This window comes from Dactylosporangium sp. NPDC051485 (genome assembly GCF_040682015.1).
In the GTDB taxonomy this organism is placed as follows: domain Bacteria; phylum Actinomycetota; class Actinomycetes; order Mycobacteriales; family Micromonosporaceae; genus Dactylosporangium.
This window is the reverse complement of sequence record NZ_JBFAZW010000008.1, coordinates 93,660-106,151: the sequence shown is the minus strand read 5'-3', so window position 1 is coordinate 106,151 and position 12,492 is coordinate 93,660. Positions and strand designations below refer to the sequence as shown.

The following is a 12,492-nucleotide window of genomic DNA, read 5'->3' as shown; positions in this document are numbered from 1 at the left end:
GTTCGTGTGGTCGTTGCGGCGGCTCGGGTGTTGCTGCGGCTCGGGTGTTGCGGCTCTGCGCTTGTGGCTCTGTGCTTGCGGTTCTGTTGTTGCCGGCCGGGTGGGGGTTTTTCGTTTTTCTTGGGGTGGTGGCGCTCGTACACTCGGGCGCATTATGACGAAGCTGAATCAGATCATCGCGGTCGAGAAGGGCGTGAAGTCCCGCTCGTTTCAGGACCTCACGGAGGCCCATCACGTGCTGCAGAAGCCGGCGCTGCTGGCCGGCATCTCGCGCACCTACCGCCCGAAGGACGAGGAGGGCGAGCAGCTGCCGCCCGAGTCCACCCGCGTTCAGGTGAAGGCCGAAGAGGTACTGCGCCAGACCGGCACCATCCTCACCCGCCTCTTCGACGTGACCGCCACGAAGGACTGGACGAACTGCGTGGCCCGCGCCGACGTGGTCGTCGACGGCACGCCGCTCCTGCGCGACGTCCCGGTCTCCTACCTGCTGTTCCTGGAGAAGCAGCTCGCCGACGTGCTCACGTTCGTGCGCAAGCTGCCGGTCCTCGACGCCGCGGAGACGTGGGTGTACGACGCCTCGGCCGACACCTACGCCACCGAGCCGACCCAGACCACGCGCACCAAGAAGATCCCGCGCAACCACGTGAAGGCCGAGGCCACCGAGAAGCACCCGGCGCAGGTGGAGGTCTACTACGAGGACGTGGTCATCGGCTACTGGAAGACCATCAAGTTCTCCGGCGCCCTCCCGGCCAAGCGCGTCAACGAGCTCGTGGAGCGCGTCGAGAAGCTGCAGGCCGCGGTCAAGTTCGCCCGCGAGGAGGCCAACGCGGCCGAAGTGGTCGAGCAGCAGACCGGGGAAAAGGTGTTTCGCTACCTCTTCGGTTAGGGTCTAAGATCGGTGGTGCGCAAGGAGCGCAGACTGAACCTGAGGCTCAGTTTGACAGGTGCGCGCGGTGTCAACGTGGAGGTTCGATTCCTCCCGCCGCCATTGACGTGACGGCGTAGCCCAACGGTAGAGGCGGCCGCGGGAACCGAAACACAAACTCAACTTCTCGCTCCAGTCTGAGCATTCGCCGCCGAACGCCGGATCAACCGAACGGGACGCCAGTCGTCGAGGTTGCGGGTTCAACTCCCGCTCGGTCCTCTCCCATGGACCGATAGCTCAATCGAAGAGCGCGACGTCATAACCTGATCCACGTTCTTCAAACGTCGCCGGTGTGCGCAATTGGGCGGCACGCCGAAGCCCGGTGGATGGATACTCCGCCGGGCTTCACCATTCCCACCTCCGCCGCCCGTTCCTCCGGGCCCGCGCCTTCCGGGACTGCCTCTTCTGAGCCTGCGCCTTTCGGGGCTCGCGTCCCTCCGGGGCCTGCGTCTCTGGGCTCGCGTCTTCCTGGGCCCGCTCAGAGCATCGGAATCCGCATCCGCTGCAGCGCGGCAACCGCCGCCTCGGGCTCATCCACACTCACGGTGAACTGCCGCCCCCCGAAGTCGAACATCAACGCCGGCCCGGACCGCACGACAACCGCTCGCCCCCGCCCCGGCACCCAGGTCCACCCCCACCGCTGCCCGACACTGGCCCGCACATCCACGGCCCGCAGCCCCTGCACCATGCGCAGCGGCACCGAGACCGACGGCAGAGGCAGCAGCCCGTGCCGAATCCGCACGTTGTACATGCTGATCTGCACCCCGACGTGCGCCATCGCCGCCGCCCAGACCACCACCGCCACCCCGCAGGCAAAGAGCAGAACGCTCAGCCCGAGCCGCTTCGGGTGCGCGAACGCCTCCCCCGGCGCCACCAGGTACCCCGCCACAAAGCACAACAGCCCAACCCCGGCCCCGACCCCCGCCCGCCGGTACCCGATGGCCCGCCCATCCCAGAGCAAAAACGACACGCGCGTTGTTCTACCAGAGCCCCACCCACTTCCCCCCGCCACGCCGCGTGACGGTCCACACTCTTCAATCCCCCAGATCGCCCGCCCCGTCCTGACCACCACAAACCCGCCGCCGCACCACCGCCCGCCCTTCTGAACCAGCTGTCCGATGCCAGTCAGAAGGCGCCCACATAGACCCCCAGAGCCGATCTCCCGTCTGTACTCGGGCCACCGGCTACCACCTCCACACCGCCGCCCCCTCACGCGGGGCCACCGCCACGCCGACACACCACCTACTTGCCGCTATCTCTGGAACGCCATCGCTAGGCGCCCCGACGCCCCAGCGGCCCAACACCCCGACGCCCCAGCACCCCGGCGGCCCAGCGGCCCAGCGGCCCAGCGGCCCAGCGGCCCAGCGGCCGCTAAGTGGCCCCGGCGGTTCGGGGTGGCCCGCATGCGGTCATGGCCTCGGCAAGCGCTGGCAGCGACCGCACCACCGCGTTGCGTCCCTCCCCTCCGTGCAGCATCTTCCGCGGCTCCCGGAGCCGCTCGACGCCGATCGCGTGAGCGCCGGCCCGCTGCGCCGCCGACATCGCCGCGAACGTGGCACACACCACCGCCGTCTCCTCGGCCCACACGCCGATGGCGTCGAACACCGGCGCCATGGTCCGCACCGCCGGGTTCCGCATCGCGAACCCCCGCCCCAGCGCCGGCCCGACGAGGCTCCGCAGTCCGAGCCGGTGCAGGTACCTCCCGACGGCCGACTCGCTGTGCGGCGCGTACACCGCGACCGTCCGCCCGGTCGCCCGGCACGCCTCGAACAGCTCTGCCGTGCCCGCGGTCACCGGCACCCAGTCTGCGGCGTCGACCTCCGCGTTGTGCACCAACTGCTCGGCCCTGCGTCCCGCCTCCTCCGACACCCCGTACGCCTCGGCCAACATGTCGAAGGGGTTGTCACTGGTGCCTATCAGAATCGACATCCGATGCCCGGACTCGTCCAGCATGGCGAAGATTTGCCGCGCCACGGCGTCCGGCTCCGGCAGCAGGTTGCCGAGCACGCTGAACGTCACGACGACGTGGTCAGTGCGGTCGAGAATCTCGGCGAGATGGGGCCGCACCCGTAAGGGCGTCACGGCTTGATCATGACCTGCCATGCGCCTCCCGCGACGCGTTATGCCACTTTCGCCCCTCCACCCCGCACGGTCGGCGCAGCTGCCGGCTCCGCTCGCTGACCAATTCCTTCGGGCCGGCGCCCGATCAGCCGGAGGCTGCTGACGGGTCAGAGAATGCTGACCTCGTCGCCGATCGCAATCTTCCCCCGGCCATCCGGGATGAGGTTGACGCCGAACAGCAGCCCGGCCGGGAATCGCCGGTGCATGCCGAGCACGCGCAGCGGTTGGCGCCCCTTCTCGCCCGTCTCCGGGTCGATGGTGGTCAGCACGCAGCGGTCGCACGGCTTCGGCGCCCGGAACGTCACGTCGCCGATGACGATCCGCCGGCCGAGCCAGTCGTCCTCCGCCCAGGCCGGGGCCCCGGAGACCACCACGTTGGGCCGGAAGCGGGTCATCGCGATCGGCTCGTCGCCGTCCTCGGAGAGCCAGTCGTTCACCGCGTGCAGCGAGGCCTCGTTCGTCAGCAGCAGCGGGTAGCCGTCGGCGAACGAGACCCGATCGTCCGGCTCGCCGAACTCCTGTTCCACCTGCCGGCGGGTCGGATCGTCCAGGTGGAACAGGCGGACCGGCTGCCCGACCACCTGCGAGATCCAGTGATGCGCGGCGTCCCCCGCGGACGTCGCGGCGATCCACTCGTGGAAGTGTTTGACGTCCGTCGTCGTGCCGGACGGGTACGGGACCGCGAGGCTGGGCATCCCGTTCGCTTCGAGGACGAGGCCTTCTTCGGAGTACCGCGGCCGGATCCTGCCCATCGAGGGCCAGTTCCGCTGCGTCATGAGCTTCGCGCCCCCGTCGACGACGAGCCACCGCCGGTCGCCGGCCAGACCCCAGGGCTCTACCTCGGCGGCGTCTGCCTCGACGCGGTAGCAGCTCTTGATCGGGTAGGTGGCCAAATAGCTCAGGTGCACGTTCTGAGAGTCGCATGTCGTACTCCCTTCCCGCCATCATTCTGAATGACTCCATGCGGTTGACGCAAGCGTGAAAGCCGACTTACAGTCGAGCCATGACCACATCCCCCCGGCAGCGGATACTCGACCTCTTCGACGGGCAGCGACTGACGCCCGTCCAGCGCCGCATCGCGCGCATCCTGGTCGAGCACGCCGGGCGGGCCGGCTACCTCTCCAGTGGCGATCTGGCCAGCCTGGCGGGGGTGAGCCAGCCCTCTGTGACCCGGTTCGCCACGGCACTGGGCTTCGAGGGCTATCCGGCGCTGCGGGACCAGCTACGCCTCACGATCGACGGCTACCGGCACAATTCATCCACAGTGGACGACAGCGAGGAGACGGCGCCGGTCGGCCAGTTCGAGCAGGCGCTGGCCGATGAGATCGCCAACCTGCAGCACCTGTCCGACACGCTTCGGGACACAGGGCCGCTCACCGAGGCGGGCCGGCTGCTCATGGAGAGCCGGCCGCTGCCGGTGCTCGGCATGCGGGCCGCGGGCGCGCTCGCGGGAGCGTTCGCCTACTTCGCGGCCAAGGTCCACCCGGACGTTCGCCTGTTGCACGAGCAGGGCAGCCTGCTCGCGGATCGCATGGAACAGGCACGCGCGGCTGGCGCAGTTGCGATGCTGGCGTTTGTGCTGCCCCGATATCCGCGCGAGGCGGTCGACGCGCTGCGGGAGGCGCGGGCCGCCGGGCTTCGCGTGGTCACCGTGACGGACTCGCCGGTCAGCCCGGCGGCAGCCGAGTCGGACGTGGTCCTGCCTGCCCCGGTCGGATCCCGGCTCGTGTTCGACATGCACACGACGCCGATGGCCATGGTCACGATCCTGCTGCAGGCCATGTGCGACGCCGCGCCGGCCGAGACCCAGGAGCGGCTGGAGGCCTTCGAGCGCTCCGCCGCCAACCGCCAGATATTCCTGCCTTAGCCAACCCCTAGCCGAGCCGACCCTAGCCGACACCTAGCCGAGGAGAATCATGGAAGCGGTCCGTGCCCCTCGGGGCACTCAGTTGACGGCGCGAGGCTGGCAACAGGAGGCAGCCCTGCGCATGCTCATGAACAACCTCGACCCCGAGGTGGCGGAGCGCCCGCAGGACCTGGTCGTCTACGGCGGCACGGGCAAGGCCGCCAGGGACTGGCCCTCGTTCCGGGCGCTGGTCCGCACGCTGACGACGCTGGCCCCGGACGAGACGATGCTGGTCCAGTCGGGCCGCCCGGTCGGCGTGTTGCAGACGCACGAATGGGCGCCGCGAGTCCTCATCGCCAACTCCAACCTGGTCGGCGACTGGGCCAACTGGCCGGAGTTCCGCCGGCTGGAGGCGCTGGGCCTGACGATGTACGGCCAGATGACCGCCGGCTCGTGGATCTACATCGGCACACAGGGCATCCTGCAGGGCACCTACGAGACCTTCGCGGCGGTGGCCGAGAAGCGGTTCGGCGGCTCGCTGGCCGGCACGCTGACGGTGACCGCGGGGTGCGGCGGCATGGGTGGCGCCCAGCCGCTGGCGGTGACGATGAACGGCGGGGCCTGTCTCATCATCGACGTCGACCGGGGCCGGCTGGAGCGCCGCGTCGCGACCCGCTATCTCGATGTCATCGCCGACTCGCTCGAGGCCGGGGTGCGGCTCGCGGTGGAGGCGCAGATCGCCCGGCGGTCCCTGTCGGTCGGCGTCGTGGGCAACGCCGCGCTGCTGCTGCCCGAGCTGTTGCGGATGGGCGTCGCCGTCGACATCGTGACCGATCAGACCTCGGCGCACGACCCGCTGTCGTACGTGCCGAGCGGGATCGCGCCCGAGGACGCGGCAGACTACGCGGCGAAGAAGCCCGAAGAGTTCACCGACCGGGCGCGGCACTCGATGGCCCGGCACGTGGAGGCGATGGTCGGGTTCCTCGATCGCGGGGCCGAGGTGTTCGACTACGGCAACTCGATCCGGGGCGAGGCACAACTCGGCGGATTCGATCGAGCGTTCGCGTTCCCGGGCTTCGTCCCGGCGTACATCAGGCCGCTCTTCTGCCAAGGCAAGGGCCCCTTCCGATGGGCGGCGCTGTCCGGCAACCCGGCCGACATCGCCGCCACCGACCGTGCGGTCCTGGAACTCTTCCCAGAGAACGAGTCCCTGCGGCGCTGGATCACGATGGCGCAGGAGCGCGTCGCCTACCAGGGCCTGCCGGCCCGGATCTGCTGGCTCGGGCAGGGCGAACGCGACCGCGCGGGCCTGCGGTTCAACGAGATGGTCGCCGACGGGACCATCGAGGCCCCGATCGTCATCGGGCGCGACCACCTCGACACGGGGTCCGTCGCCTCGCCCTACCGGGAGACGGAGGCGATGCGTGACGGCTCCGACGCCATCGCCGACTGGCCACTGCTCAACGCCCTGGTCAACACCGCATCGGGCGCGTCGTGGGTGTCGATACACCACGGCGGCGGGGTGGGGATCGGGCGGTCGATCCACGCGGGCCAGGTCTCGGTCGCCGACGGCACCGACCTCGCCGCGCAGAAGCTGGCACGAGTGCTCACCAACGACCCCGCGATGGGCGTGCTGCGGCACGTCGACGCCGGGTACGAAGACGCGTCCGAGGTCGCCGAGGCGACCAGCCTTCGAGTACCGATGCGGGAGCAGTCATGAGCGACAACGCAACGGCCACCACGGTGAACGCCGAGCGGTTCGCCGCGCTGTGGGGGTCGCTGAGCCCGGTGGGCCGGGCCGGCGACGACGGCGGGTACATGCGCCACTCGTGGACGGACGTCGACCTCGTCTGCCGGGAGTGGTTCGTCGAGGAGGCACTGGACCGCGACCTCGAGGTCGAGATCGACCGCAACGGCAACCTGTGGGCCTGGTGGGGCGACCCGGAGGGCGAGGGCGCCATCGTCACCGGCAGCCACCTGGACTCGGTGCCGCACGGCGGGGCCTACGACGGCCCGCTGGGCGTCGTGTCGGGGCTGCTCGCCGTCGACCGGCTCCGGGAGCGCGGCGTGACGCCGTCGCGGCCGCTCGCGGTGGTCGTGTTCACCGAGGAGGAGGGCGCCCGGTTCGGAGTGCCGTGCCTGGGATCGCGGCTGCTCACCGGGGGCTACGACCCGGCCAAGGCGCTGCGGCTGCGCGACCGTGAGGGGACGTGGCTCGCCGACGCGATGGGCCGGGCCGGGCTCGACCCCGACCGGCTGGGCCCCGATCCCGAGCGACTGGCCCGCATCGGGGCGTTCGTCGAGCTCCACGTCGAGCAGGGACGAGCCCTCGATCACCTCGACGCGCCGGTCGGGGTGGCCAGCGCGATCTGGCCGCACGGGCGGTACCGCTTCGACTTCACCGGGCAGGGCAACCACGCCGGCACGACCCGGATGTCGGACCGGCACGATCCGATGCTGACCTTGGCGCACACGGTGCTGGCCAGTGACGAGGCCGCCCGGGCGCACGGCGCACACGCGACGGTCGGCCGGGTCGACGTCGCGCCCAACGCCACGAACGCGATCGCCTCCCGGGCCTCGGCCTGGCTGGACGCCAGGGCCGCCGACGCCGACACCCTGCAGAAGCTGGTGGAGTCGATCCATCAGCGGGCCGAGGAGCGGGCCCGGCTGGACGGGACGCATGTGGTCATGGCCGCCGAGTCGACGACCGGCGAGGTGGATTTCGCCGGGGACGTGAGTCGGCTGGCCACGACGATCCTGGACGCGCCGGTGCTGCCGACCGGGGCCGGGCACGACGCCGGGGTGCTCGCCGGCCACGTCGACACCGCGATGCTCTTCGTGCGCAACCCGACTGGCATCTCCCACGCCCCGCAGGAGTCCGCCTCCGACGCCGACTGCGCCGTCGGGGTGGAGAAGCTCACCGATCTGCTGGCACGGCTATGTCAGTGACGCGGTACCACTGCGCTCACGCCTGGCTTCCGACGGGCATCGCCGACGACGTGCTGCTCGAGCTGGCCGGCGGCCGGTTCGTGACCGTGCGGCCGGGGACGCCCTCGGAGGCGGCCGAGGCCGGCGGCGCCGTGCGGCTCCCGGGCGTCACGCTGCCCGGCCTGGCCAACGCGCACTCCCACGCCTTCCACCGTGCCCTGCGGGGGCGCACGCAGCGGGGCCGGGGGACGTTCTGGACGTGGCGCGACCAGATGTACGCGGTGGCGGGCGCGCTGGACCCCGACTCCTACCACGCGCTGGCGGTCGCCGTGTACGGGGAGATGGCGCTCGCCGGCATCACGTGTGTCGGGGAGTTCCACTATCTGCACCACGCCCCGGGCGGCGCGAAGTACTCCGACCCCAACGCGATGGGCGAGGCGCTGATCGCGGCGGCCGCGGACGCCGGCATCCGGATCACGCTGCTCGACACGCTGTACCTGACCGCCGGGGTCGATGGGCGGCCGCTCGAGGGTGTGCAGCTGCGGTTCGGCGACGGATCGTTCGACGCCTGGTCGAGCCGGTTGGACCGGCTGCGGGCCCGGCCCCACGCGCGGATCGGCGCGGCGGCGCACAGCGTCCGGGCCGTCCCGGCCGGCGTGCTCGCCGAGTTCGCGGCGCGCACCGAGGGGATGCCGACCCACGTGCACCTGTCGGAGCAGCGGGCCGAGAACGAGGCCTGTCTGGCCGTTCACGGGTGTACCCCGACGGAGCTGCTCGCCGACCGAGGGCTGCTCGGCGGACGGGTGACGGCCGTGCACGCCACGCACCTGACCGACGCCGACCGGGCCGAGCTCGGCGACACCGGCACCGGGGTGTGCTTCTGCCCGACCACCGAGCGGGACCTCGCCGACGGCATCGGGCCGGCCCGGGCGCTCGCCGACGGGGGCAGCCCGCTGAGCCTCGGCAGCGACAGCCACGCGGTCATCGACCTGTTCGAGGAGGCGCGCGGGATGGAGATGCACGAGCGCCTGCGCACCGAGCACCGTGGCCACTTCACCGGCGCCGAGCTGATCGGCGCGGCCACCGCCGCCGGGCACGCCGCGCTGGGCTGGGCGCACGCCGGCACGATCGCGGTCGGCGCCCGCGCCGACCTGGTCACCGTGGCGCTGGACTCGCCCCGCACGGCCGGCTGCGACCCGGCGGCAATTGGGTTCGCGGCCACCGCCGGCGACGTCCGCCACGTGGTGATCGACGGACGCGTTGTCGTACGCGACGGGGTGCACCTGGCAATGCCCGACGTCGGAGCCGCCCTGACCAGGGCGCTGGCGGCCATCCCCACGCCCGGCCGTCCGGAGCCCGCGACCGACCAGACCAGGGCGACCCGCGCAACGACAACCCCCGCGGAGAAGGCCAGCGCGGAGGATGCCCGCGCGAAGCAAGCCCAGGTGGACGGCAGCGGGACGCCGCCGGCCGACGACGGCCCGATCGACGCCGCCGGTCGAGCGAGCGGCAACCCACAGGCCGGAGGCGGTCCCGGGATGGGTGTGGTCTCGGCCGGTCTCGGGTCCGGGCGGATCGGGGCGGGGCGATGAGGTCGCTGCTGGTCACCAACATCGGCGAGCTGGTCACCGGGGATCCGGCCTGGGGCAAGGGCCCGCTCGGCATCCGTCGTCATGCCGCCCTCGTGATCGACGACCGGCGCGTCGAGTGGATCGGGCGGGCCGTGGACGCGCCGATGGCCGACGCGCGGCTCGACGCCGACGGTGCGGCGGTGCTGCCCGGGTTCGTCGACAGCCACTCGCACCTGGTGTTCGCGGGCGACCGGTCGGCCGAGTTCGCGGCGCGGATGGGCGGGGAGCCGTACACGGGGGGCGGCATCCGCACCACGGTCGGGGCCACGCGCGCGGCGGAGGACGAGCAGCTGCGCGCCAACGTCGGCCGGCTGCGAGGCGAGGCGCTGCGGCAGGGCACGACGACGATGGAAATCAAGTCCGGGTATGGGCTGACCGTGGCGGACGAGACCCGGTCGCTGCAGATCGCGCGGGAGTTCACGGTCGAGACGACGTTTCTCGGGGCGCACGTGGTGCCGGCGGAGTATGCCGAGCGGGCCGACGACTATGTCAGCCTGATCTGCGGGCCGATGCTCACGGCGGCGTGTGGTGCCGGGGCGCGCTGGATCGACGTGTTCTGCGAGCGCGGCGCCTTCGACGCCGATCACTCGCGGGCGATCCTGACCGTCGGCGCGGACGCCGGGCTGGGTGTGCGCGTGCACGCCAACCAGCTGACGCAGGGGCCCGGCGTGCAGCTCGCGGTCGAGCTCAACGCGGCCTCCGCGGACCACTGCACGCACCTGTCCGAGGCCGACATCGCGGCGCTGGCCGACTCGGCCACCGTGGCGACGCTGCTACCTGGGGCGGAGTTCTCGACGCGGTCGCCGTACCCGCCGGCGAGGGCGCTGATCGATGCCGGGGCGACTGTCGCGCTGGCCACCGACTGCAATCCCGGGTCGTCGTACACCACGTCGATGCCGTTCTGCATCGCGCTTGCCGTGCGCGAGATGGGGATGACGCCGGCCGAGGCCGTGCTCGCCGCTACCCGCGGCGGGGCGGCGGCGCTGCGCCGCGGCGACGTCGGGCATCTCACCGTCGGGGCGCGCGGCGACCTGGTCGTGCTCGACGCCCCCTCACACGTGCACCTGGCCTACCGGCCCGGGGTGCCGCTCACAACTACCGTCGTGCTCAATGGGGAGCTGGTTTGATCACCATCACCGCCTCTGGCATCAGCCCCGACGACCTGATCGCGGTCGCCCGGGCCAACGCGCGGGTGACCCTCGCGCAGGACGCGCTCGACGCCATGCGCGCGAGCCGCGCGATCGTCGATGACATCGAACGGAACGGGCGGCCCGTGTACGGGGTGTCGACCGGGTTCGGGGCGCTCGCCAACACGTTCATCGCGCCCGAGCGACGGGCCGAGCTGCAGCACGCGCTGATCCGGTCCCACGCGGCGGGCGTCGGGGCGCCGATGCCCCGGGAGGTCGTCCGGGCGATGATGCTCCTGCGCATCCGGTCGCTCGCGATGGGGCGCTCCGGGGTGCGGCCCGAAGTCGCGCAGGCGCTCGTCGAACTGTTGAACGCCGGCATCACGCCCTGGGTGCCCGAGCACGGGTCGCTCGGCGCGTCCGGTGACCTCGCCCCGCTGGCGCACTGCGCGCTGGTGCTGATCGGCGAGGGGTGGGTGCTGGCCAAGGACGGCACGCGGGTCAGCGCTCTCGACGCGGGCGTCTCGCCGATCGAGCTGTCGTCGAAGGAGGGGCTGGCGCTCATCAACGGCACCGACGGCATGCTCGGCATGCTGCTCATGGCCATCGAGGACGCCGCGCACCTGTTCACGATGGCGGACGTGACCGCGGCGCTGTCGATCGAGGCGATGCTCGGCTCGGACCGGCCCTTCATGCCGGAACTGCACACGATCCGGCCGCACCCCGGGCAGGCGGCGTCGGCGGCGAACATCCACCGGCTGCTGCAGGGGTCGCCGATCATGGATTCGCACCGGGACGACCTGGCGCATGCGGTGCAGGACGCGTATTCGATGCGGTGCGCGCCGCAGGTGGCCGGGGCCGCGCGGGACACACTGGAGTTCGCGGCGACGGTCGCGGGGCGGGAGCTGCGCTCGATCGTCGACAACCCGGTGGTGCTCACCGACGGCCGGGTGGAGTCGACCGGCAACTTCCACGGGGCGCCGCTCGGGTTCGCCGCCGACTACCTCGCGATCGCGGCGGCCGAGGTGGGGGCGATCGCGGAGCGGCGGGTCGACCGGCTGCTGGACGTGAGCCGGTCGCGGGAGCTGCCGCCGTTCCTGACGCCGGACCCGGGCGTGAACTCGGGGCTGATGATCGCGCAGTACACGGCGGCGGGCATCGTCGCCGAGAACCGCCGGCTGGCGGCGCCGGCGAGCGTGGACTCGCTGCCGACGTCGGGCATGCAGGAGGACCACGTTTCGATGGGGTGGGCGGCGACCCGCAAGCTGCGCACCGTCCTGGACAACCTGTGCAGCATCCTGGCGGTCGAGCTGATCTCGGCGGTCCGTGGCATCCAGTTGAGGGCCCCGCTCCAGCCGTCGCCCGCCGGCCGGCTCGCGGTGGCGACGGTCGAGCGGTTCGCCGGCCGCCCGGGCCCGGACGTGTTCCTCGCCCCGGTGATGGAGGCCGCCCGCGCCCTGGTGTGGTCCCGAGACCTGCGGAAGGAGATCGAGGCGACGGCCGGCCCCCTGTCCTGAGGCGGCCGCCGCGGGAACGGCGCAGAAGGGGCGGGGACTGCCACCACAGGAACCCGCCCAGAAAGGCGGGACAGCCGCCGCAGGGCACTGCCCAGCAGCGGCGCGGCCGACACGCGAAGGGTGCGCGCAGAGGAGGCGGGGCAGCCGCCACGAGAGGTGCGTGGCGAGGCAGGGGCGGCCTCGCCACGAAAGCGGCGCAATAGAGCCAGGCGCCGCGGAGGCCGCGCAGAGGAACCAGGCGCCGCACAGAGGGACCAGGGCGCCGCACAGAGGGACCAGGCGCCGCACAGAGGACCACGGCGCGGAGGCTGCGCAGCACCATGCCCAATCGACCCCGTGAGAGCAAAGGGCCAGGCGCCGCGGAAGCCGTGTGGCGCGGGGAGGGACACTCCCGCCG

At 72.0% G+C, this 12,492-nt stretch carries 9 protein-coding genes and 1 pseudogene; 7 read left to right on the top strand and 3 right to left on the bottom strand.

The features are described 5' to 3' along the window. Positions 1–154 precede the first annotated feature (154 nt). Positions 155–886 carry a hypothetical protein gene (locus AB0M46_RS06535; protein WP_363333307.1) on the top strand — a complete coding sequence of 244 codons (732 nt, stop codon included), beginning with the start codon at positions 155–157 and terminating at the stop codon, positions 884–886. Positions 887–1,403: 517 nt separating this feature from the next. Here AB0M46_RS06535 and AB0M46_RS06530 read toward each other — a convergent pair. The 3 genes from AB0M46_RS06530 to AB0M46_RS06520 all read right to left on the bottom strand — a co-directional run bounded on the left by AB0M46_RS06530 (position 1,404) and on the right by AB0M46_RS06520 (position 3,954). Continuing rightward, positions 1,404–1,895 (bottom strand): hypothetical protein, encoded by a 492-nt coding sequence (locus AB0M46_RS06530; RefSeq protein WP_363333306.1) that lies wholly within the window; start codon positions 1,893–1,895, stop codon positions 1,404–1,406. Between the two features lie 401 nt (positions 1,896–2,296). After that, positions 2,297–3,007 carry a hypothetical protein gene (locus tag AB0M46_RS06525; protein ID WP_363333305.1) on the bottom strand — a complete coding sequence of 237 codons (711 nt, stop codon included), beginning with the start codon at positions 3,005–3,007 and terminating at the stop codon, positions 2,297–2,299. 146 nt (positions 3,008–3,153) lie between these two features. Continuing rightward, positions 3,154–3,954, bottom strand: coding sequence for an MOSC N-terminal beta barrel domain-containing protein (locus AB0M46_RS06520; RefSeq protein ID WP_363333304.1), 801 nt, complete (start codon positions 3,952–3,954; stop codon positions 3,154–3,156). A 95-nt stretch (positions 3,955–4,049) separates the two neighbouring features. On the opposite strand from AB0M46_RS06520, the gene AB0M46_RS06515 reads away from it, so the two are divergent. The 6 genes and pseudogenes from AB0M46_RS06515 (at position 4,050) to hutH (ending at position 12,095) form a co-directional block, all read left to right on the top strand. Next, positions 4,050–4,913, top strand: coding sequence for a MurR/RpiR family transcriptional regulator (locus AB0M46_RS06515; protein ID WP_363333303.1), 864 nt, complete (start codon positions 4,050–4,052; stop codon positions 4,911–4,913). 46 nt (positions 4,914–4,959) lie between these two features. Beyond that, the gene (hutU, locus tag AB0M46_RS06510) at positions 4,960–6,612 is read left to right on the top strand and encodes a urocanate hydratase (RefSeq protein ID WP_363333350.1); all 1,653 of its coding nucleotides are present in this window, start codon (positions 4,960–4,962) and stop codon (positions 6,610–6,612) included. Next, a complete protein-coding gene (locus AB0M46_RS06505; RefSeq protein WP_363333302.1) occupies positions 6,609–7,841 on the top strand; it encodes an allantoate amidohydrolase in 1,233 nt (410 codons plus the stop codon). The genes hutU and AB0M46_RS06505 overlap by 4 nt, the downstream gene beginning before the upstream one ends. Continuing rightward, a pseudogene (locus AB0M46_RS06500) lies at positions 7,832–9,154 on the top strand (formimidoylglutamate deiminase); the annotation flags it as partial. The gene AB0M46_RS06505 and the pseudogene AB0M46_RS06500, both read left to right, overlap by 10 nt. A gap of 254 nt (positions 9,155–9,408) precedes the next feature. After that, positions 9,409–10,578, top strand: coding sequence for an imidazolonepropionase (gene hutI, locus AB0M46_RS06495; protein WP_363333301.1), 1,170 nt, complete (start codon positions 9,409–9,411; stop codon positions 10,576–10,578). Next, positions 10,575–12,095 (top strand): histidine ammonia-lyase, encoded by a 1,521-nt coding sequence (gene hutH, locus AB0M46_RS06490; protein WP_363333300.1) that lies wholly within the window; start codon positions 10,575–10,577, stop codon positions 12,093–12,095. Before hutI ends, hutH begins: the two co-directional genes overlap by 4 nt. Positions 12,096–12,492: the final 397 nt, after the last annotated feature.

Excerpts from the sequence above, each read along its gene's own strand:
- AB0M46_RS06505 (WP_363333302.1), top strand. The coding sequence starts at position 6,609 with ATGAGCGACAACGCAACGGCCACCACGGTGAACGCCGAGCGGTTCGCC.
- AB0M46_RS06535 (WP_363333307.1), top strand. The coding sequence starts at position 155 with ATGACGAAGCTGAATCAGATCATCGCGGTCGAGAAGGGCGTGAAGTCC.
- hutI (WP_363333301.1), top strand. The coding sequence starts at position 9,409 with ATGAGGTCGCTGCTGGTCACCAACATCGGCGAGCTGGTCACCGGGGAT.
- AB0M46_RS06515 (WP_363333303.1), top strand. The coding sequence starts at position 4,050 with ATGACCACATCCCCCCGGCAGCGGATACTCGACCTCTTCGACGGGCAG.